At 71.9% G+C, this 19,491-nt stretch carries 20 protein-coding genes; 14 read left to right on the top strand and 6 right to left on the bottom strand.

Going from position 1 to position 19,491, the window contains the following annotated elements; all coding sequences use genetic code 11:
- The first annotated feature begins 30 nt into the window (after positions 1 to 30).
- The 5 genes from KME78_RS09090 to KME78_RS09070 all read left to right on the top strand — a co-directional run bounded on the left by KME78_RS09090 (position 31) and on the right by KME78_RS09070 (position 5,067).
- On the top strand, positions 31 to 1,515 hold the full coding sequence (locus tag KME78_RS09090) for an FAD-dependent monooxygenase (RefSeq protein ID WP_219528356.1): 1,485 nt from the start codon (positions 31 to 33) through the stop codon (positions 1,513 to 1,515).
- A gap of 29 nt (positions 1,516 to 1,544) precedes the next feature.
- A complete protein-coding gene (locus KME78_RS09085; protein ID WP_219528355.1) occupies positions 1,545 to 2,459 on the top strand; it encodes a LysR family transcriptional regulator in 915 nt (304 codons plus the stop codon).
- 85 nt (positions 2,460 to 2,544) lie between these two features.
- Positions 2,545 to 3,714: an alpha/beta hydrolase gene (locus tag KME78_RS09080; protein ID WP_219528354.1), complete on the top strand. Its 1,170-nt coding sequence runs from the start codon at positions 2,545 to 2,547 to the stop codon at positions 3,712 to 3,714.
- A 32-nt stretch (positions 3,715 to 3,746) separates the two neighbouring features.
- A complete protein-coding gene (locus tag KME78_RS09075) occupies positions 3,747 to 4,331 on the top strand; it encodes an ArsR/SmtB family transcription factor (protein WP_219528353.1) in 585 nt (194 codons plus the stop codon).
- 1 nt (position 4,332) lies between these two features.
- Positions 4,333 to 5,067, top strand: a complete 735-nt coding sequence (locus KME78_RS09070; protein ID WP_219528352.1) for an SRPBCC family protein — start codon at positions 4,333 to 4,335, stop codon at positions 5,065 to 5,067.
- 241 nt (positions 5,068 to 5,308) lie between these two features.
- Here KME78_RS09070 and KME78_RS09065 read toward each other — a convergent pair whose 3' ends face one another.
- Positions 5,309 to 6,790, bottom strand: coding sequence for an FAD-dependent monooxygenase (locus KME78_RS09065; RefSeq protein WP_219528351.1), 1,482 nt, complete (start codon positions 6,788 to 6,790; stop codon positions 5,309 to 5,311).
- A gap of 86 nt (positions 6,791 to 6,876) precedes the next feature.
- On the opposite strand from KME78_RS09065, the gene KME78_RS09060 reads away from it, so the two are divergent.
- Positions 6,877 to 7,524 carry a TetR family transcriptional regulator gene (locus tag KME78_RS09060; protein WP_219528350.1) on the top strand — a complete coding sequence of 216 codons (648 nt, stop codon included), beginning with the start codon at positions 6,877 to 6,879 and terminating at the stop codon, positions 7,522 to 7,524.
- 140 nt (positions 7,525 to 7,664) lie between these two features.
- Here KME78_RS09060 and KME78_RS09055 read toward each other — a convergent pair whose 3' ends face one another.
- The 4 genes from KME78_RS09055 to KME78_RS09040 form a co-directional block, all read right to left on the bottom strand.
- Positions 7,665 to 8,465 carry an aminoglycoside phosphotransferase family protein gene (locus KME78_RS09055; RefSeq protein ID WP_219528349.1) on the bottom strand — a complete coding sequence of 267 codons (801 nt, stop codon included), beginning with the start codon at positions 8,463 to 8,465 and terminating at the stop codon, positions 7,665 to 7,667.
- A 218-nt stretch (positions 8,466 to 8,683) separates the two neighbouring features.
- A complete protein-coding gene (locus KME78_RS09050; RefSeq protein WP_219528633.1) occupies positions 8,684 to 9,511 on the bottom strand; it encodes a TetR/AcrR family transcriptional regulator in 828 nt (275 codons plus the stop codon).
- A gap of 56 nt (positions 9,512 to 9,567) precedes the next feature.
- Positions 9,568 to 9,783 (bottom strand): hypothetical protein, encoded by a 216-nt coding sequence (locus KME78_RS09045; protein WP_219528348.1) that lies wholly within the window; start codon positions 9,781 to 9,783, stop codon positions 9,568 to 9,570.
- A 21-nt stretch (positions 9,784 to 9,804) separates the two neighbouring features.
- Entirely contained in the window at positions 9,805 to 10,392 is a 588-nt protein-coding gene (locus KME78_RS09040) for an ArsR/SmtB family transcription factor (protein WP_219528347.1), read from the bottom strand.
- 199 nt (positions 10,393 to 10,591) lie between these two features.
- Here KME78_RS09040 and KME78_RS09035 point away from each other — a divergent pair, with 199 nt between their 5' ends.
- Both KME78_RS09035 and KME78_RS09030 read left to right on the top strand, forming a co-directional pair.
- Positions 10,592 to 11,302, top strand: a complete 711-nt coding sequence (locus tag KME78_RS09035; RefSeq protein WP_219528346.1) for a GAF and ANTAR domain-containing protein — start codon at positions 10,592 to 10,594, stop codon at positions 11,300 to 11,302.
- A 28-nt stretch (positions 11,303 to 11,330) separates the two neighbouring features.
- Entirely contained in the window at positions 11,331 to 11,858 is a 528-nt protein-coding gene (locus KME78_RS09030) for a MarR family winged helix-turn-helix transcriptional regulator (protein ID WP_219528345.1), read from the top strand.
- 12 nt (positions 11,859 to 11,870) lie between these two features.
- Here the strand turns inward: KME78_RS09030 and KME78_RS09025 are convergent, their stop codons facing one another.
- On the bottom strand, positions 11,871 to 12,089 hold the full coding sequence (locus KME78_RS09025; protein WP_219528344.1) for a hypothetical protein: 219 nt from the start codon (positions 12,087 to 12,089) through the stop codon (positions 11,871 to 11,873).
- Between the two features lie 175 nt (positions 12,090 to 12,264).
- On the opposite strand from KME78_RS09025, the gene KME78_RS09020 reads away from it, so the two are divergent.
- From KME78_RS09020 to KME78_RS08990, 6 genes are read left to right on the top strand one after another with little or no spacing between them, the layout of a single operon-like run.
- The gene (locus tag KME78_RS09020; RefSeq protein ID WP_308126859.1) at positions 12,265 to 13,584 is read left to right on the top strand and encodes an NtaA/DmoA family FMN-dependent monooxygenase; all 1,320 of its coding nucleotides are present in this window, start codon (positions 12,265 to 12,267) and stop codon (positions 13,582 to 13,584) included.
- Positions 13,581 to 14,879 (top strand): LLM class flavin-dependent oxidoreductase, encoded by a 1,299-nt coding sequence (locus tag KME78_RS64060; protein ID WP_246650760.1) that lies wholly within the window; start codon positions 13,581 to 13,583, stop codon positions 14,877 to 14,879. Before KME78_RS09020 ends, KME78_RS64060 begins: the two co-directional genes overlap by 4 nt.
- The gene (locus tag KME78_RS09005) at positions 14,876 to 15,910 is read left to right on the top strand and encodes an LLM class flavin-dependent oxidoreductase (protein ID WP_219528343.1); all 1,035 of its coding nucleotides are present in this window, start codon (positions 14,876 to 14,878) and stop codon (positions 15,908 to 15,910) included. The genes KME78_RS64060 and KME78_RS09005 overlap by 4 nt, the downstream gene beginning before the upstream one ends.
- The gene (locus KME78_RS09000) at positions 15,907 to 16,998 is read left to right on the top strand and encodes an MsnO8 family LLM class oxidoreductase (RefSeq protein WP_219528342.1); all 1,092 of its coding nucleotides are present in this window, start codon (positions 15,907 to 15,909) and stop codon (positions 16,996 to 16,998) included. Before KME78_RS09005 ends, KME78_RS09000 begins: the two co-directional genes overlap by 4 nt.
- Positions 16,995 to 18,587: an ABC transporter substrate-binding protein gene (locus KME78_RS08995; protein WP_219528341.1), complete on the top strand. Its 1,593-nt coding sequence runs from the start codon at positions 16,995 to 16,997 to the stop codon at positions 18,585 to 18,587. The genes KME78_RS09000 and KME78_RS08995 overlap by 4 nt, the downstream gene beginning before the upstream one ends.
- Positions 18,584 to 19,489 (top strand): ABC transporter permease, encoded by a 906-nt coding sequence (locus KME78_RS08990; protein ID WP_219528340.1) that lies wholly within the window; start codon positions 18,584 to 18,586, stop codon positions 19,487 to 19,489. Before KME78_RS08995 ends, KME78_RS08990 begins: the two co-directional genes overlap by 4 nt.
- The last annotated feature ends 2 nt before the right edge of the window (positions 19,490 to 19,491 follow it).

The following is a 19,491-nucleotide window of genomic DNA, read 5'->3' as shown; positions in this document are numbered from 1 at the left end:
CTAGACCGTCTAGTCTAGTTTGGAGGGCGCATGAACGCCGATGTCGTGGTGGTCGGGGCCGGACCTGTGGGTTTGCTGCTCGCCGCCGAATTACGGCTGGCCGGGGCCACGCCGCTGGTCCTGGACCGGCTCGCCCAGCCGACGAGCGAGCCGAAGGCGCGCGGGATCGGGCCGCTGGCCGCGGAGGCGCTGCGCCGCCGCGGGCTGGGGGAGGCCCTGGCGAAGTTCCACGAACAGGGGCTCGCCGACAAAGCACGCGACCACGGAAGCGAGAAGGGGCACTTCGCCCAGATCCACAAGATCGACCCCGACCTCCAGGAGGAACCCGAGCGGACCGGCGCGCTGATCTGGCAGCCGGACCTGGAACGGATCCTCGCCGAGCACCTGGCCTCCCTCGGCGTCCCGATCTGGCGCGAACACGAGGTGACGGCCCTGACCCAGGACGACTCCGGTGCCACCGTGACCGTGCGAACCCCGGCGGGGGAGCGGCACATCTCCGCCGGGTACGTGGCCGGCTGCGACGGCGGCCGATCGACGGTGCGGAAGCTGGCCGGGTTCGACTTTCCCGGCACCGCCCCCACGAGTGTCGTCCGGCGGCTGAGGGGCGACATCTCCGGGATGGAGCGGCTGCCCGAGCCCGGCTGGCTGCCGAAGGGGATGCTGATGTGCGCTCCCGGCATGGTGGCGACGGTCGAGTTCGACGGCTTCCCCGAGGACCGTGCCGCGCCGCTGACCGGGGAGGAGATGCGGGACAGCCTGTACCGGGTGACGGGCGTCGAGGTCGAGGTGGCGGCGGTCCACGACACGCTGCGTTTCACCGACGTCGCCCGCCAGGCGGCCACCTACCGGCTCGGCCGGGTCCTGCTCGCGGGCGACGCCGCCCACGTCCACTCGCCCAACGGCGGCCAGGGGCTGAACCTGGGGCTGATGGACGCCGTCAACCTGGGCTGGAAGCTCGCGGCCACGGTCGCCGGGCACGCACCGGACGGCCTGCTCGACACCTACACCGCCGAACGCCATCCTGTGGGCGCCGCCGTCCTGCACAACACCCGCGCCCAGTCGGCGCTGCTGCGACCCGGCGCGCACGCGGCGGCCATGCGCGACATCGTGTCGGACCTGCTCGACCTGCCGGAGGCCAACCGCTACTTCGGCCGGCTGCTGAACGGGCTCGGCACCCGCTACGACCTCCCCTACCCCGCCACCCACCTCCTGGCCGGCCGCCCCTGCCCCGACCTGCGGCTCACGCTGGCTTCCGGGGAGACACGGACCCTCGCGGACCTCGCCGCGTCCGGCCGGCCGCTGCTCGTCCACGCCCCCTCACAGCCCGAGGTGGCGCGGGCGGCGGCGGCTTGGCGGGGCTCGCTGGACGTCGCCGAGGCGACCGTCGAGGACCATGACGGCCTGTCGGCCGCCTTGATCCGCCCTGACGGCACGGTCGCCTGGGCCTCCGCCCCGGGCCCGGCCGACACCACCACCCTGACGGCGGCCCTCCACGCGTGGCTGTCACCCGCATGACGCCTTAGGAGCACTGGGACAATCGGGCGATGATCAGCTCTCGTCAGCTCGAATATTTCCAGGCCGTGGCCCGGGAGCTCCATTTCACCCGGGCCGCGGAGGCGTTGCGCATCGCCCAGCCGGCGCTGTCCCAGCAGATACGCAAGCTCGAACGCCAACTCGGCCTGACCCTGTTCGAGCGGAACCGGCACCGCGTCGGGCTCACCCCGGCCGGCCGCGCGCTGCTGGAGCACGCCGACCGCGTCCTGTCGGACCTGGCGGCGGTGGAGGAGGAGATGCTCGGCTGGGCCGAGGGGACCCGCGGCCGGATCCGGCTGGGCACCGCCCGAGGGCTGGCCACCCAGGTCGCGCGGGTGCTGGCGGCCTTCTCCGCCGCCTACCCGGCGGTCACGGTGGAGCTGAAGGAGCAGACCACCCAGGACATGCTCGACGGCCTGGACGCGGGCCGCCTCGACGCCGCGACCCTGGCCACCCGGCCCGGGTCCGGTGACACGCGGCTGGCCTGGCACCCGCTCGGCGCCGAGCCGCTGGTGCTCATCACCGGCGCCGGTACGCCCTTCGCCGGGCGGGACCGCCTGCCGGTGGCGGAGCTGGACGGGGCCGACCTGGTGCTGTATCCGCCGGGGTCGACGGTGCGCGAGATCGTCCTGTCCGCGCTGGTGGCGGCGGGTGCCAAGGCGCGGGTCAGGTTCGAGACCCGCGACTACCGCACGGCCCGCGCGCTGGCGAGTGTCGGGCTCGCCGCCGCGGTGCTGCCGCGTTCGGTGGCCGAGGAGCCCGGGATGCCGGTGGCCATCGTCCGGCTCGACCCCGAACCGTCCTGGACGCCGTCACTGGCCTGGTCCGCGGCCCGCGGTCCGGGCGCGGCGCTGGCGGCGTTCATCGCCTTCGTGGCCGCGCATCCCGAGCTCGCCGCGCTCGGTGGTGATATATCCGATGTATAACCATAAGGCGGATCATGTCTTGGACATATCGCCGCAGCTCCCGCAGGCTTTGATCATAAGAAAGCGCTGAGAAGGAGTGTGTGGCATGAACGGTCGCAGGGAGTTCCAAGGTTTGATGGGGTCCGATCCCGAGGAGACGCTGGGGGAGGTGCGGCTGAGATCGCCGCACATGTACGACGCCCTGGTCGAGGGGGCGTTCGGCGGCACGCTCGCTCGCCCCGAGCTGGGCCGCGCCGCCCGCGAGACGGCGACCGTGGCGATCCTGGCCGCCATCGGCGGGGCGGAGGCGCAACTCGCCACCCACGCCCGCGCCGCCCTGCACAACGGCATCGCGCCCGACGAACTACGCGCCCTGGCCCAGCACGTGTCCCTGTACGCGGGCTTCCCCCGGGCGCTGAACGCCCTCACCGTCATCGACGAGGTCCTGGCCGAAGCCGCGGTCCCGCGCCCGGCCACGTTGCGTGAGGTGCGGCTGGCCGATCACGAGACGGTGGTCGCCCGGCGTGGCGAGAGCGGACCGCCCGTGGTGCTGCTCCACGGGCTCGGCCTGGACTGGCGGATGTGGGAGCCGGTCATGACCCGGCTGCCGGCGGGACGCCGTGTGTACGCGTACGACATCAGGGGCCACGGGGCGGGGGCCGGGTCGCCGTCACCGTTCACGATGGCGGACACGGTCCGGGACCTCATCGGCGTGCTCGACGCGCTCGGGCTCGAAAGCGCGCACGTCGTCGGCCTGTCCTACGGCGGCGGGATCGCGCAGGCCGCCGCGATCGCCCACCCGGAGCGGTTCGCCTCGCTGTCGCTGCTGGCCACCACCGACTTCCCGTTCGGCGCGTTCGAGGACAGGGCGCGGTCGGCCGAGGCCGACGGCATGCGGGCGCAGATCGTGCCGTCGCTCACCCGGTGGTTCACCCCCGCCGCGCTCGCCACCGACGAGTGGGGTGTCCGGTACGCCCGGGAGCGCGTGCTGCGTGGCGACCCGGTCGACTGGGCCGCCGCGTGGCGCGCCTTCAAGGGGCTGGACGTGCAGGGCGGGCTCGCGAAGTTCGAGGCGCCCGTCCTGGTGCTCGCGGGGGAGCTCGACGCCTCCACGACGCCGGAGATCATGACCGCCCTCGCCGGCCGCATCCCGGGCGCCGTCTACCAGGAACTACCCGGCACCCCGCACATGCAGACCCTGGAGCGCCCTGAGCTGGTCGCCGCCGCCCTGGACGCCTTCCTGCCGCTGGAGGACCGAGCAGCTCACCTTTCTTGACAGTAACTTTTTTCGGTGCGATCGTTTTATCCATGTACGAAGTGGCGGTGATCGAAGACCCGGCGGCGGCCGAGGCGTCGCTCGACCCGATGCGGTCGAAGCTGCTGGCCGAGCTGGTCGAGCCCGGCTCGGCCACGTCGCTGGCGGCCAGGGTCGGCCTGGCCCGGCAGAAGGTCAACTACCATCTGCGCACGCTGGAGCGGCACGGGCTGGTCGAGCTCGTGGAGGAACGCAAGAAGGGCAACGTCACCGAGCGGGTGATGCAGGCCACGGCCGCGTCCTTCGTGATCTCCCCGATCGCGCTGGCCGCGGTGCAGCCCGACCCGGGCAAGTCGCCCGACCGCCTGTCGGCCCGCTGGCTGCTCGCCGTCGCCGCCCAGCTCGTCCGCGACGTCGGGGCGCTGATCACCGGCGCCACCGAGGCCCGCAAGCGGGTGGCGACGTTCGCGATCGACGGCGAGGTGCGGTTCGCCTCGGCGGCCGACCGCGCGGCCTTCGCCGAGGAGCTGACCGACGCCGTGACCGCGCTGGTGAGCAAGTACCACGACGAGACGGCGGCGGGCGGTCGCGACCACCGGCTGGTCGTCGCGGTGCACCCGTCGCTGAAGGAGCGCTGAGGTGGGAGAGTCCTTCGAGCTCCCCCAGGAGGCCACGGTCGGGGCGAGTCCCGAGGAGGTGTGGGCGGCCATCGCGACCGGTCCGGGCATCGACTCGTGGTTCATGGGCCGCAACGAGGTGGCCGACGGCGTGGTACGCACCGTCTTCGGCCAGTACACCCCCGAATCCACCGTGACCACCTCGGAGCCGCCCGCCCGGTTCGCGCACACCAGCCCGACCGCCGAGGACGGCCGGTTCGTCGCCTTCGAGTTCCTCGTCGAGGGCCGCGACCAGGGCAGCACCACGCTGCGCATGGTCGCCAGCGGCTTCCTGCCCGGTGACGACTGGGAGACCGAGTTCGAGGCCATGTCCCTGGGCCTGGAGATGTTCTTCGCCACCCTGGTCGCCTACCTGACGCACTTCAGCGGCCGGACCGCGACGCCCGTCACGGAGTTCGGGCCGCCCGTCGCCGCCGACTGGCCGCGCGCCTGGGCGGTCCTTTACGGCGAGCTCGGCATCGCGGACCACCCTAAGGCAGGCGATCCCGTACGGTTCACGCCCGCCGGACTCGCCCCGATCGACGGCGTCGTCTACTTCGCCAACGCCCAGACGCTGGGCGTACGGACCCCGGACGCGATCTACCGCTTCCTGCAGGGCATCGGCGGCTCGATGGTCGCCGCGCACCACCTCTACACCGGCACCGGCGACCAGGGGCCGGCCTGGCACGCCTGGCTCGACCGCCTCTTCTCGGCGTGATGACCATGGACAGGTGATCGGCCGGGACGGCCGGCAGGGGTCCAGTCGTCCCGGCCGCGCGGCGTTCCATCCGTTCCGGTCGCCGGGATTCCGGCGACCGGAGTGGATGCCGCTGCCGGCACCGCGTACACCGTCACGATCAGGCCGGCACGAACCGCCGCCAACGAGTCGTGCCGCTGTTCCTTCCCGTGCCGGTGTACGGCCCGCCAGGTATTCGCCCGCCGGCCGCCGTTGGATGTCCCTAATGTGTGGCGATGTGGTCGGTGATCGCGGTCGCCAGGGTCCGCTCGCAGGTGGCGGCGTCGTCGGCGGCCCAGCACACGTAGCCGTCGGGGCGCAGGAGCACGGCCGCCGCGCCCAGGTCGGCCGGGCCCTTGGCCCGTACGAGATCCACCCGGGCGGGCAGCCGGAGCTCGGCCGGGACGATCCCGGCCAGGTCGAGCAGGACCGCGTGCCCCGCCCCGAACAGCGCCGACAGCCGGACCGGCTCCGCGCCGACGAGCAGGTCGGCGTCCGGCACCCGCTGCCCCACCAGAGGATGCTCGCCGCCGAGGTCGTAGCTCAGGGACAGGCCGGACATCAGGCCCGCCATGTGGCGGTTGGCGTCCGGCAGTCGCAGCAGATCGGTGAAGATGTCGCGCAGCGCGAGCACGTCCTGGGTCGGTCGCGGCATGCCCAGCAACCGCTGCGCGGCCGTGTGGTGCAGGACTCCGGCGGCCACCGGATGCCGTTCGGCCTGGTAGCGGTCCAGGAGGCCGTCGGGCGCCCGGCCCTGGACGGTGGCGGCCAGCCGCCAGCCGAGGTTGATCGCGTCCTGCACGCCGATGTTCAGGCCCTGGCCGCCGAACGGCGGGTGGATGTGCGCGGCGTCGCCCGCGAACAGCACGCGGCCCGCCCGGTAGTCCGCCAGTTGCCGGGTCGCGTCGGTGAAGCGCGAGGAGTTGTCCACCGCGCGCAGCACGATCTCCTCGCCGTAGACGGCCCGTAGCGCGGTGGTGATCTCCTCCTCCGTGACCGGCGCGTCGCGGTCGGCCCCCTGGTCCTCGCTGCCGAACGTGAGCCGGTAGCGCTCGCCCCCGATCGGAACCAGCATGGCCCAGTAGCCGCCGCCCTCGCGGACCATCTCGCTCATGTGGCCTATCGTCTGGGGGACCGACGCCGACGTGGCCGACAGCCGGACGTCGGCCAGCACCGCCACGAACGTTCCGTCCCTGCCGGGGAACGGCAGCCCGAGCAGCTTGCGAACGGTGCTGCGGCCACCGTCGCAGCCGACCAGATAATCGGCCCGGAACCGCTGCCCGCCGGCGCTCACCGTCACCCCGTCGTCGTCCTGCTCGACCGCCGTGACCGCGGTGTCGCGCAGGACCCGCGCGCCGAGGGCGGTCGCGGCCTCCTCCAGGACCTCCTCGATCTCCCACTGCGGGATCGCGATCGGGTACGGATGCCGCGTACGCCACGGCTCGCAGTCCAGCGGCACCGGCAGGAACGCGAAATGGCCGCCCCCCGGCGCTCGTTCCATGGCCCGGCTCCGCAGCGGCTCCAGCAGCCCGCGCAGTTCCAGCAGCTCGGACGTACGGGGCTGGATGGCGCCGCCCTTCGTCTGCTCGATGCGCTCGGGCAGCCGCTCCAGCACCAGCGTGCCGACCCCGGCCAGCGCCAGCTCGTACGCCAGCGTCAGGCCGGTCGGCCCGGCACCCGCGATGATCACCTCGGTGTCCTTCATGGCCCCTCCTCTTTCCGTCGCCTGAGTGCGAATGTATACCCAGTGCAGAAAAAGTCCAAGTGCAGATTTCTGGTAGGCTCGCGCATGTGACCAGTGAGCCCGGGCTGCGCGAGCGCAAGAAGCAGCGGACGCACACGGCGATCTCCGAGGCGGCGGTCGAGCTGTTCCTGCGGCATGGGTTCGACCAGGTGTCCGTGGCCCAGGTCGCGGAGGCGGCCGAGGTGTCCAGGCGCACGTTGTTCGCCTACTTCCCGGCCAAGGAAGACCTCGTGGTGCACCGGTTCGCCGATCACGAGGCGGAGCTCGGCCAGGTGGTCCGGGCCCGGCCGGCGGGCATGGCGCCGCTGGAGGCGCTGCGGGTGCGCTACCTCGACGCGCTGGCCAGGCGGGACCCGATCACCGGCCTCAATGACCTGCCGCCGATCGTGGCGCTCTACCGGATGGTCCTGGAGACGCCGGCGCTGGTGGCCCGGATGTACCGGTTTCAGGCGGGGGCCGAGCGGGCGCTCGCCGACGCGCTGCGCGAGACGGCGGCCGTCGGTGAGTTCGCCGCGCGCCTGGCGGCCGTCCAGATCGTGGCGGTCCACTGGATGCTGATGCTGGACAACGCCAGACTGCTGGCGGCCGGCGAGGCCGCGGACGAGCGCTACGCGGGCGCGGCGAACGAGGCCGAGCAGGCGTTCGCCCTGCTGGCCAACGGCGTGGGCCGGTTGGGCGCACCGGGCGTGGCCTGAGCCGTCAGCCGCTCACAAGACCTGGGGCGCCAGCCGCTCGCAAGGCCTGAGCCGTCAGCGGTCGCAGGACCAGGGCCGTCAGCCGCTCGCAGCTGGGTGGGTGGCTGCCGTCCGAAGAAACGGCAGCCACCGTTGTCGGGCTACGCCGCGAGGGCGTTCTCCAGGAGTGGCCGGTGGCGCAGCATCCAGGCCGCCGCCCGCGCCTGCCAGGCCAGGGCCCACAGCGGGCCCGGGTCCCTGGTCTCGGGCGTGATCCGCGACCTGACCGCCACGGACGCGCAGTCACGGATGGCGAACTCGATCATCCGCGTGACGAAGCCGTCGCGTTCGGCTGCGGTGAGCCCGTAGCCGTCGAGGAAGCGGCGCAGCTGACCCGCGCGTGCCTCCGCGCCGGGCAGGTTCTGCCGTTCGGCGACGTCGTCGTCGTGCAACTGGGCGTTCCACCACGCGGCACCCGCCACGTCGTCCAGCCGATCGATCGGACCGGCGCTGGTCCAGTCGATGTAGGCGACCGGCAGGCCGTCGCGGGCCACGGTGTGCCACGGTCCCGTGTCGCGATGGCTGATGATCGCATCGGACGCGGAACTCTCGAACGGCCACGGCTGCCACACCGCGTCCGGCGGCGGCCGGAATCCGGCCGTCGCGTCGTGGAGCGCGCGCAGCAGGCGGCCCGCCTGCCACACGCCCTCGTCGGACCAGGCGTGCGGATGGACGAAGTCGCCGTCGATGTAGCTGACGGCGTCACGTCCCTCCTCGTCGTAACCGTCGCCGACCAGGCGCGGGCTCCCGGTGAAGCCCACGTTCTCCAGATGCAGCAGCAGCGCGTGAACGCTGTCCGTCCACGGCCCGGCCGGGCGCAGCACGACGTCGCCGTGCCGGACCACCGGCGTGGGATTGCCCTCGGCCCCCAGCAGGGGTTCGAAGGATGATGGGGAAGTCACTCTTGCTCCTCGTGATCGTGATGGAAGATCACTCCAACGCGAGGAGCCCGGTACGCGTCAGGCGACCACTCGCGTCGAAGTGTGAGCCGAGACTTCGCCGAGGACCTTGGTGGCCATGTGCCACACCTCCTGATGGATCGCGGGAGACCGTCCCGGCCGACGCTGCCACAGAGGGGGGCGGCCGCTCAACGCGTTTTCCGCCGACGGCGACCCGGAGGTCAGCCTGCCGGGTTGACGCCCGCGCGGTCGATGGCCGCCTCGATCCCGTCGAGCACGACGGTGAGCCCGGCGGCGAAGGCCGGTCTCGCCTTGTCCTCCAGGTAGGTCGTGGCCTGGCCGGACCGCGCGGCCTCACTCGAGCGGGGAGGCGGGTCGTCGGTCTCGATCCAGACGACCATCGGGAAACGCTCGGCGAACCCAGGTGCGACCTCTTCCAGCAGCGCCGATCGGGCGTGCCACCACTCCTCGTCGGACACCCCGGTCACCGCCGGCGCCTGGCGGGACTCCGCGACCGTCCTGGCCGCGCCCCGGATGAAGTCGGTCAGCAGCGAGACGATGCCCCGGAGCCGCCCGCCGCGCAGTCCGGTGGCGCGGAGCAGGCCCACCAGCGTCTCCAGCATCACGAACTCGTGGGGCCCCAGCACCGGCCGGGCCTGCGACACCTGCAGCACCCACGGATGGCGGACGTAGAACGCCCAGATGTCCCCGGCCCACGACGTCACGGCTGTCCGCCAGCCGTCTTCCAGGTCGTAGCCGGTGGGCAGCTCGGCCAGGGCGTGGTCGTACATCAGGTCGATCAGTTCGCTCTTGCTGGGCACGTACGTGTAGAGGGCCATCGCCGTGCGGCCGAGGCGTTCGCCCACCGCGCGCATGGACAGGGCCGCCATGCCCTGCTCGTCGGCGACCGCGATCGCGGCGTCCACGATCATGTCCACGTTCAGCCCCGGTTTGGGGCCCGGGCCGGTGCGGGGCTCCTCCGGCGCCGTCGCGCGCCACAGCAGGCCCATCGAGCGGCGCGCGTCTCCCTGGCCGGCGAAGACCACCACCTGACGACTCCTCACGGACGCGGTAATTCCTTACGCCATAAGGCTATCAGCGGTGATCACCGGAGCGCCGAACGGTGCACGGGTGGCCGCTGGGGCAGGCTGATCAGGCGCAGGCCGGCTGACACCAGCGTCCAGCCGAGCGCCGTCACACCGGCCGCCCACCGGGGCGGCAGCTCGCGCCGGCAGTCTCGGTGCAGGCGCCACCTGGTCACCTCGGCCCGTAATTCGGTGGCTCTGTGTTGTTCGGTGTAGAGATGCATGTCGGGGTGCATGTGCCGACCTCCTGGTAAGTCTCAAGCGCGGAACGGGAATCCGAAGAACTGCAAGGCGACGTGCTCGCGGGCTTCGGTGTCGCCCGCCTCCTGGGCGGCCCTGCCGTGCGCCCACCACCGCTCGACGACCGCGTCGATCTCCTGGCCGAGCAGTCGCAGCTCCTCGCTGGTGAGCGTGGTCAGGTATTCGGAGTTGAACGTCGCGCCGCGCCACTCCGCCGGCCAGGCGAGCTGCTCGTCGAGATAGCGCTCATACAGCTCGCCCTGCACCCGGTACGCCACGCGGGTCAGCGCGGTGCGGGCGGCGGTGGTCTCCGGGGGGTCGTCCGGGTCCTGGGACATGACGCTGAGGTGCTGGGAGACGACCTGCCACCAGCGCTCCCTGCCGTCGCCGCTCTGCGGCTCGGCCTCCTCGATGAGGCCGAGCGCGGCCAGCTTGCGCAGGTGATAGCTGATCAGGGAGACGGCTTCGTCGACCTGGTCGGCCAACTGGGAGGCGGTGGCCGTGCCGGCCACGAGAAGGGCTCGGTAGAGCTTCAGGCGCAGCGGGTGGGTGAACGCCTTGAGCTCGTCGAGATCGCTGATGCGGCGGGTCTCATGCTGGGCCATGACTCCACTTTAGAAGCGAAAGAAAATTTGCGCAAATAAAGTTGCACATCTCGCCGGTGTACGAGATCGCACCCGGAGGGGGAGATTTCCCCCCGAGGTGGCGGCGGGAAGGATAGGCAACACTAAGCTGTGAAGCCGAATGCCGCTCCAGACCCTGGTGGCCCCTTGTTCCACGTCTTCAGACGAGGAGAGGACCGGGATGGACGACCGACGAGTCCGCCGCGCCTTGCTCGAGCTCGCGGACACGCTGCGCCCCGGCTTCGATCTCCAGGACCACCTGCGCGCACTGGCCCGGTACGGCGCCGAACTGCTCCAGGTCAGCGCCGCCGGAGTGCTGCTGCTCGACCTTCCCGGGGCCGAGCTGGCGGCCGCATCGGACGACGCGGCGTACGAGCTCCAGCTCCTGCAGCTCCGTCATGCGGAAGGGCCGGGGCTGGACTCCTACCACGGCGCCCGGCCGGTGTTCTGCCCCGACGTGGCCGGTGAGCGCGGAGGCTGGCCCCGGTGGGCGCCCGCCGCCCGCGCCGCCGGGTACGCCGCGGTCCACACGCTGCCGATCCGCCTGCGCGACCAGCGGCTCGGCTCGATGAGCCTCTTCCGCGCCACCACCGGAGACCTGGACCCCGCGCTCGCCGAGCTCGGCCAGGCGATGGCGGAGGTGGCCGCCATCGGCATCCTCCAGCAGCGGACCGTACGCCGGCAGGAGCTCGTGGCCGAGCAGCTCCAGAACGCCCTGGACAGCCGCGTCCTCATCGAGCAGGCGAAGGGCATGCTGGCCGCGCGCCTGGGCGTCGGCATCGAGGACGCCTTCGGCGTGCTGCGCGAGCACGCCCGCGCCCGCAACCGCAAGCTCCTGGACGTCGCCCAGGAGGTGACCGACGGGGGCCTGTGGATCGCGCCGCATGGTTAGTACGCACGGTCCAAATAGGATCGACCCCATGAACGGCGAGCCGGAGGAGCAGGCCCCCGACCAGTCGCGGGACGCTGTCGACGCGATAGTGGAGCAGTGGCGCCGCGAGCGGCCCGACCTGGATCTGTCGGCCATGGCGGTGTTCGGCCGGATCGCCATGGTGTCGCGGGTCGTGGAGGCGGCGGTCGAGCAGGTGTTCGCGCGGCACGGGCTGCGTCAGGGTGAGTTCGACGTGCTGTCCGCGCTGCGCAGGCGCGGGTCTCCGTACACGCTGATCCCGTCGGAGCTGTCGGCGACGCTGATGATGTCGCGGGCCGGCATGACCAACCGCCTCGACCGGCTGGAGGCGGCGGGGCTGGTCGAGCGGAGTCTCGACCGGGCCGACCGCCGCAGCTTCCGCATCGCGCTCACCGAGGAGGGTCTGCGGGTCATCGACGCCGCGCTCACCGAGCACGCCGCCAACCTGACCCGGCTGGCCGCCGGCCTGTCGCCGGACGACGCGGCCGTGCTCGCCCGCGTCCTGCGCGGCCTGCTGACCACGCCCGATTCGCCGTAGCGGGACGCGGGGTCACAGGCTCGACAGCAGCCGCTCCAGCCCCCAGCGGAACTGTTCCGTCGAGATGTAGGCGGCGATGGCGTCGGCCGCGGCGTGCGTGCGCGGGAAGAGCGCCGGGTCGACGGCGAAGGCGGCCTGGCGGGCGGCGATCCGCTCCTCCTCCGGCGGCACGGGGCCGGTGCCTTCGAGTTCCGCTGCCTCCAGCGCGATGGCGCCGAGCACGTACACCATGACCGTGTAGCTCGCGCGCGGGTCGGGCAGTGCCTGGCCGTACGGGAAGGAGGGCGCAACTCCGTGGGGGCATTGACATAAAAACCCTATTTTCCTACTGTTTGTGTAGGCATTTAGGAGGAGGCGCGATGCCCGATTTCGCCGACGCACCAGCCCACACGAACCCCTTCGACCAGTGACGCGCAAGCAGATCCACCTCGCGGCCCACTTCCCCGGCGTGAACAACACCACGGTCTGGGCCGACCCCCGCTCCGGCAGTCAGATCGACTTCGCCTCGTTCGTCCACCTGGCCAGGACGGCCGAGCGGGGCAGGTTCGACTTCTTCTTCCTGGCCGAGGGGCTGCGGCTGCGCGAGCTCAAAGGCCGCATCCACGACCTCGACGTGGTCGGCCGCCCCGAGGCGCTCACCGTGCTGAGCGCACTCGCCGCCGTCACCGAGCGCCTCGGCCTGGCAGGCACCGTCAACGCCACCTTCAACGAGCCGTACGAACTGGCCAGGCGCCTGTCCACGCTGGACCACCTCAGCGACGGCCGGGCGGCCTGGAACGTGGTGACCACCTCCGACGCCTTCACCGGCGAGAACTTCCGGCGCGGCGGCTACCTCGACCGCGCCGACCGTTACACGCGCGCCGCCGAGTTCGTCCGCCTCTCGCGGGAGCTCTGGGACTCCTGGCAGCCGGGCGCGCACCTCGCCGACAAGGACCACGCCCAGTTCGTACGCCCCGGCGCCATCGGGACCGTTCATCACGAGGGCCCGCATTTCACCGTCGAAGGACAGTTCACCCTGCCGCGCAGCCCTCAGGGGCATCCCGTCATCATCCAGGCGGGGGACTCCGACGAGGGCAGGGAGTTCGCCGCGGCCACGGCCGACGTCATCTTCAGCCGCCACGGCACGCTGGAGGACGGCCGGGCCTTCTACGCCGACGTCAAGCGCCGCCTGGCCCGCTATCAGCGCGAGCCGGACCAGTTGAAGATCATGCCCGCGGCCACGTACGCGCTGGGCGACACCGAGGAGGAGGCCGCCGAGAACGCGGCCGCCATCCGCCGCCAGCAGGTCGGCCCGCAGACCGCGACCGCCTTCATCGAGCAGGTGTGGGGCCGGGACATGTCGGCCTACGACCCCGACGGGCCGCTGCCGGAGGTCGAGCCCGACCTGTCGGAAGGCGTCTCGCAGGGGCGGGTGCAGATCGGCGACCGGGCGGCGGTGGCCGCCAAATGGCGGGCGCTGGCCGAGGAGAAGAAGCTGACGATCCGCGAGTTGGTGATCGAGGTGACCGGACGGCAGACGTTCGTCGGGACGCCGGCGGGCGTGGCCCGGCAGATCGACGAGCACGTGCAGCTTGATGCGGCCGACGGGTTCATCCTGGTGCCGCATCTGACGCCCGGCGGGCTCGACGAGTTCGTGGACCGCGTGGTGCCGCTGCTGCAGGAACGCGGCGCCTTCCGTACCGACTACGCCGGGACCACCCTCCGCGAGCACCTGGAGCTGTCATGACCCTGCACCTCGCCGTCGCGCTGGACGGCGCCGGCTGGCATCCGGCTGCCTGGCGCGAGTCGTCCGCGCGGCCGGAGAGCATCTTCTCGGCCCGCTACTGGGCGGCGCTCGTGGCCGAGGCCGAGCGGGGGCTGCTCGACTTCGTCACGATCGAGGACTCGCTCGGCCTGCAGTCCACGCTGTGGGACGGGGCCGACTCGCGGGCCGACCAGGTGCGCGGGCGGTTCGACGCCGTGTTGCTGGCCGCCCGGCTGGCACCGCTCACCAGCCGGATCGGGCTGGTGCCGACGGCCACCACCACGCACACCGAACCGTTCCACGTGGCGATCGGCATCGCCGCGCTCGACCACATCAGCGGCGGCCGGGCCGGCTGGCGACCGCAGATCTCCGCCAGAAGCACCGAGGCGGCCCATTTCGGCCGCCGCCAGTTCCCGCCCCTGGACGGCACAGGTCCTCGGGAGGGCACGGGTCTCCTGAGGGGAGCGGGTCCTCCGGACGGCGCAGGTCCTCTGGAGGGCGCGGCCCCCCAGGAGGGCACAGGCCTTCTGGAGGGGGCGGGGCTTTCTGGTGGTGAGGGGTCTCTGGGGCGGTCCTTTCAGGTCGATGGTGAGCACGTGCGGGCGCTTTTCGAGGAGGCCGGCGACGCGGTCGAGGTTGTGCGGCGGCTCTGGGACTCCTGGGAGGACGACGCGGAGATTCGCGACCTGTCCAGCGGGCGGTTCATCGACCGGGACAAGCTTCACTACATCGACTTCGCCGGGAGGTTCTTCTCGGTGAAGGGGCCGTCGATCACGCCCCGGTCGCCGCAGGGCCAGCCGGTGGTCACGGCGCTGGCCCACGCCCGGCTGCCGTACGAGTTCGCCGCGGGCGGCGCCGACGTCGTGTACGTCACGCCGCACTCCGCCGACCACGCGCGCGCCATCGTCGAGGAGGTCAGGGAGCTGTCGGCGGAGCTGACCGTCTTCGCCGACCTGGTGGTGTTCCTGGGCGCTGACGCCGCCGAGCGGAAGGCCCGCCTCGACGGGCTCGACGGGGCCGAGCTGCGTTCCGATGCCGCGATCTTCACCGGCACGCCCGAGGAGCTGGCCGACCTGCTGCTCCAGTGGCGGCGGGCCGGGATCCAGGGGTTCCGGCTGCGCCCCGGCGCGCTGCCGTACGACCTGGAGGCGATCACCAGGGGACTGACGGCGGAGCTGCGCGGGCGCGGGGCGTTCAGGCGATCGTACGAGGCCACGACGCTGCGCGGGCTGCTCGGCCTGCCGCGCCCGGCCAGCCGCTATGCGGAGGTGTCATGAAATTTCTGGCTATCACGTTGATCGTCCATAACGACGAGAGGTCGCACACCGAGCGGTTCCGCGAGGTCGTCGAGAACGCGGTCCTGGCCGAGGAGCTCGGCTTCGACGGGTTCGGGGTGGGGGAGCGGCACGAGCGGCCGTTCATCTCCTCCTCGCCGCCGGTGGTGCTGAGCCACATCGCGGCGAAGACGTCCAGGATCCGGCTGTTCACCGCGGTCACGACCCTGAGCCTGCTCGATCCCGTACGGGCCTATGAGGACTACGCCACGCTCGACCACCTCTCGGACGGCAGGCTGGAGCTGATCATCGGCAAGGGGAACGGCGCCGCGCAGGCGCAGCTCTTCCACGTCACCGCCGAGGACCAGTGGGACCGCAACCGCGAGGGGTACGAGCTGTTCCGCCGCCTCTGGCGGGAGGACAAGGTCACCTGGGAGGGCCGCTTCCGCCCCTCGCTGACCGAGGCCGAGACCTGGCCCCGGCCGCTCCAGCGGCCGATCAGGGTGTGGCACGGCAGCGCCACCAGCAAGGAGTCGGTGGACCTGGCCGCGCGCTACGGCGACCCGCTGTTCTCCGCGAACGTCACCAACCCCATCGAGCCGTACGCCGAGCTGATCGACTACTACCGGGAGCGGTGGGCCCACTACGGGCACGACCCGGCGGAGGCGCTGATCGGGGCTGGGACGGCGGGCTACTACGCGGCCCGTACCTCCCAGGAGGCGATCGAGACCTACCGGCCGATCTTCGACGCCCGGCTGGCGCTGTTCGCCAAGCTCGGGCTCAAGCCGGTGTTCAGCACGCTGGAGGACGCCATCGAACGCAGTTCGATCCTGGTCGGCAGCCCGCAGCAGATCATCGACAAGGTGTCGCGCTATCACAAGCGGTTCGGGCACGAGGTCATGCACCTGCACGCCGACGCCGACGGGCTCACGCCCGAGCAACACAGGGGCGCGCTGGAGCTGTTCCAGGCCGAGATCGCGCCCGTACTGCGCCGGGAGATCCCCAGCAGGCCGTTTCCCGAGAGGACGCCATGACGCTTTCCATCCTCGACCTCGCCCCCATAACCTCCGGCGGCACCGCGCGTGCCGCGTTGCTCAACACGCTCGACCTGGCCCGGCGGGCCGAGGCGTTCGGTTATCACCGCTACTGGCTGGCCGAACACCACTTCGCCGCCGGCGTGGCCAGCTCGGCCCCGGCCGTGCTCATCGGGCTGGTGGCGGCGGCCACCAGCCGGATCAGGGTCGGGTCCGGGGCCGTGCAGCTCGGGCACCAGACGCCGCTGTCGGTGGTCGAGCAGTTCGGGCTGATCGACGCGCTGTATCCGGGCCGGATAGACCTCGGCATCGGCCGCTCCGGCCAACGCCGCACCGAACTCGCCGCCAAGGCCCCGCCACCGGAGGCGGGGCGGGTCGTCGGTGGGCTGCTCATACCGCCGCCGTTCGACTGGTCCAGGCTCGCCAAGCATCCGCACCTGGCCTTCCACGCCTCGCTGCTCCAGCAGCCCGGCGCCCGGACGCCCGATTTCGCCGAGCAGATCGACGACGTCATCGCGTTCCTGACCGGCACACACGAGGCGCACGCCGTCCCCGGCGAGGGGGCGGAGGTGGAGCTGTGGATCCTCGGCAGCAGCGGCGGCCAGAGCGCCCAGGTGGCGGGTGAACGCGGCCTGCCGTTCGCGGCGAACTACCACGTCAGCCCGTCCTCAGTGCTCGACGCCGTCGAGGCCTACCGCGAGGCGTTCAAGCCGTCGAAGGCGCTGGCCGAGCCCTACGTGATCGTGTCGGCCGACGTCGTCGTGGCGGCGGACGACGCGACCGCGCGGGAGCTGGCCAAACCGTACGGACTGTGGGTACGCAGCATCAGGACCGGCGAGGGCGCCAGGACGTACCCGACGCCCGAGGAAGCCGACGCGCACGTCTGGAGCGCCGGGGACCTGGCGCTGGTGAAGGACCGGATCGACACGCGGTTCGTCGGCACGCCCGACGCCGTCGCCGAACGGCTGCACGTGCTGCGGAAGGTGACGGGCGCCGACGAGCTGCTGGTCACGACCATCACGCACGACCACGCCGACCGCGTACGCAGCTACGAGCTGCTGGCCGGCGCCTGGGACGGCCGCTCATGAAGCGGATCCTCGTCGTTCTCGTGCTCACCCTGGCCGCCTGCGGTTCCCAGTCGTCCGCCCAGCAAGCCCAGGCCGCCACCCTGACCTGGGCGATCGAGACGCAGCCCATCACCCTGAACCCACAGCAGTGGGCGCAGAACAAGGTCCGGCTGCTCGTGTTCAACCAGTTCGACGCGCTGCTCTCCCGAGGCCGCGACGGCACCTTCGAGCCATGGCTGGCGAAGTCATGGAAGGTGTCGGACGACGGGCTGACCTACACCTTCGAGCTGCGCGACGACGTGACCTTCCACGACGGCACGAAGTTCGACGCCGCGGCGGTCAAGGCCAATCTGGATCAGTTCCTGGTGCCGGGCTACAACGCGGCCGTGGCGGCGATCCAGCTCGCGGCCTTCGACAAGGCCGAGGTGGTCTCGCCCACCACGGTGAAGGTCACGCTCAAGAAGCCCGACGGGCTGTTCCTCGACTTCCTGGCCTCACCGTACGGCGGGCAGGTCTCGCCCAAGTCGCTGAAGAGCGCCAAGAACCTCAAGTTCGGCGGCCTCGACCTGGTCGGCACCGGGCCGTTCATCCTCGACCGGTATGTACAGGGCCAGGAGCTCCACTACCACCGCAACCCCGCCTACAAGTGGGCGCCGCCGAGCGCCGGCCACCAGGGGCCCGCGTACCTCTCGGAGCTCACCTACCGCTTCCTGCCCGAGGCCGCGGTCCGCGTCGGCGCGCTCACCTCCGGCCAGGTACAGGTCATCGAGGGCGTCCCCGCGACCGAGGTGAACCTGATCAAGAAGGACCACGCCTTCCAGACCGCCCTCAACTCGGGCACCTCCTTCTCCTACTACTTCAACACCTCCCACGCCCCCTTCGACGACCAGCGCGTACGGCAGGCCTTCCGCGAGGCCGTGAACGTCGACGCCGTCCTCGCCTCCGTCTACCAGGGCACCGCCACCAGGGCGTGGAGCGTCGTCGGCAAGGCGAGCCCGTTCTACGACCCGTCCCTTGAGCACACGTTCGGCGGCGATCCGGCCAAGGCCAACGCGCTGCTCGACGAGGCCGGCTGGACGAAGCGCGACAGTGAGGGCTTCCGGGTCAAGGACGGCGTACGGCTCACCGTACGCAGCGTCTCCTCGGCGCCGTTCGTCAGGGACCGCCGCGACATCCTCGCCCAGGCCGTCCAGGCCCAGGTCAAGCAGAGCGCGGGCATCGACTTCCAGGTGAAGATCGTCGACCAGGGCACGGCGCAGAAGGCCCTGGACGAGAACCAGTACGAGATCTTCGAGAACTCCCGCGGCGACTCCGACGTCGGCGCCGCGCTCAACCTCATCCTGCCGACCAAGGGGGCCATCAACCGCAGCCACTTCTCCGACCCGCGGGTGGACAAGTGGCTGGCCCAGGCGTCCGCCACCGCCGACCAGGCACTACGCAAGGAGATCTACGCCAAGGTGCAGCGGGCCGTGGTGACCGAGAAGGCCATCGTGTTCCCGATCTATGTGCCCGCCGACCAGCTGGCCGCCCAGAAGAGCGTGCGCGGCCTCGGCTTCGACCCCGGCTCGGGAACGCCGCGCAACGCCTACGACGTCCAGGCCGGCACATGATCAAACGCTTGGGCACCGGGCTGGCCGTGCTCTGGGCCGCCGCCACCTCGTCGTACGTCGCGCTGCTGCTCGCCCCGGGCGACACCATCGACATCCTGATCGGCGACGGCGCCGACACGCCGGAGATCCGGGCCAAGATCATCGCGGAGTGGGGGCTCGACCGTCCCGCGGTGGTCCAGTACCTGTCGTACCTGTGGCGGCTGCTGCACGGCGACCTCGGCCGCTCGTACCAGCTCCAGCGCGGCGTCGGCGAGATCCTCGCCACCCAGGTCGGCCCGACGCTCCAGCTCACCCTCGCCGCCGCGGCGACCGGGGTGTCGCTGGCCGTGATCATCGCGCTCGCCACCGCGGGGCGGGGCCGCTGGCTGCGCGGTACCGCCTCGGCCGCCGAGCTGGTGTCGGTCTCGGTGCCGCCGTTCCTCATCGGGATCGTGCTGCTGTCGGTGTTCTCGTTCACGTTCGGCTGGTTCCCGGTGTCCGGCGCGTCGGGGCCGCAGGCGCTCGTGCTGCCCGCGCTCGCCCTGGGCCTGCCGATCGCGGGCGTGCTCGGGCAGGTGCTGCGCGGTGGGCTGGAACGCGCGCTGGAGCAGCCGTTCGCGGTCACGGCCAGAGCGCGCGGGCTGACCGAGCGGGCCCTGGTCGCCAGGCACGCGCTCCGGCACGCGCTGATCCCGGCCGTGACGCTGGCCGGGTGGTTCACCGGCACGCTGCTCGGCGGGACGGTGATCACCGAGGTGCTGTTCGGCCGGCCGGGGCTCGGGCAGGTGGCGATGCAGGCCGTCACGGGCCGGGACATGCCGGTCGTGATGGCCGTGGTGCTGCTGTCGGCGGTCGTCTACGTGGCCATCAGTACGCTGCTCGACCTGGCCTACCGCGCCATCGACCCCAGGATCGGGGGCTGAGC

The sequence above is a fragment of the Nonomuraea guangzhouensis genome, from assembly GCF_019396345.1.
Taxonomy (GTDB): Bacteria; Actinomycetota; Actinomycetes; order Streptosporangiales; family Streptosporangiaceae; genus Nonomuraea; species Nonomuraea guangzhouensis.
The sequence above is the reverse complement of the archived record's forward strand: the minus strand, read 5'-3'. Positions and strand labels throughout refer to the sequence as shown.

Excerpts from the sequence above, each read along its gene's own strand:
- KME78_RS09025 (WP_219528344.1), bottom strand. The coding sequence starts at position 12,089 with ATGGTGTACGTGCTCGGCGCCATCGCGCTGGAGGCAGCGGAACTCGAA.
- KME78_RS09090 (WP_219528356.1), top strand. The coding sequence starts at position 31 with ATGAACGCCGATGTCGTGGTGGTCGGGGCCGGACCTGTGGGTTTGCTG.
- KME78_RS09075 (WP_219528353.1), top strand. The coding sequence starts at position 3,747 with ATGTACGAAGTGGCGGTGATCGAAGACCCGGCGGCGGCCGAGGCGTCG.
- KME78_RS09045 (WP_219528348.1), bottom strand. The coding sequence starts at position 9,783 with ATGCACCCCGACATGCATCTCTACACCGAACAACACAGAGCCACCGAA.
- KME78_RS09030 (WP_219528345.1), top strand. The coding sequence starts at position 11,331 with ATGAACGGCGAGCCGGAGGAGCAGGCCCCCGACCAGTCGCGGGACGCT.
- KME78_RS09065 (WP_219528351.1), bottom strand. The coding sequence starts at position 6,790 with ATGAAGGACACCGAGGTGATCATCGCGGGTGCCGGGCCGACCGGCCTG.
- KME78_RS08995 (WP_219528341.1), top strand. The coding sequence starts at position 16,995 with ATGAAGCGGATCCTCGTCGTTCTCGTGCTCACCCTGGCCGCCTGCGGT.
- KME78_RS64060 (WP_246650760.1), top strand. The coding sequence starts at position 13,581 with ATGACCCTGCACCTCGCCGTCGCGCTGGACGGCGCCGGCTGGCATCCG.
- KME78_RS09005 (WP_219528343.1), top strand. The coding sequence starts at position 14,876 with ATGAAATTTCTGGCTATCACGTTGATCGTCCATAACGACGAGAGGTCG.
- KME78_RS09085 (WP_219528355.1), top strand. The coding sequence starts at position 1,545 with ATGATCAGCTCTCGTCAGCTCGAATATTTCCAGGCCGTGGCCCGGGAG.
- KME78_RS08990 (WP_219528340.1), top strand. The coding sequence starts at position 18,584 with ATGATCAAACGCTTGGGCACCGGGCTGGCCGTGCTCTGGGCCGCCGCC.
- KME78_RS09035 (WP_219528346.1), top strand. The coding sequence starts at position 10,592 with ATGGACGACCGACGAGTCCGCCGCGCCTTGCTCGAGCTCGCGGACACG.
- KME78_RS09040 (WP_219528347.1), bottom strand. The coding sequence starts at position 10,392 with ATGGCCCAGCATGAGACCCGCCGCATCAGCGATCTCGACGAGCTCAAG.
- KME78_RS09080 (WP_219528354.1), top strand. The coding sequence starts at position 2,545 with ATGAACGGTCGCAGGGAGTTCCAAGGTTTGATGGGGTCCGATCCCGAG.
- KME78_RS09000 (WP_219528342.1), top strand. The coding sequence starts at position 15,907 with ATGACGCTTTCCATCCTCGACCTCGCCCCCATAACCTCCGGCGGCACC.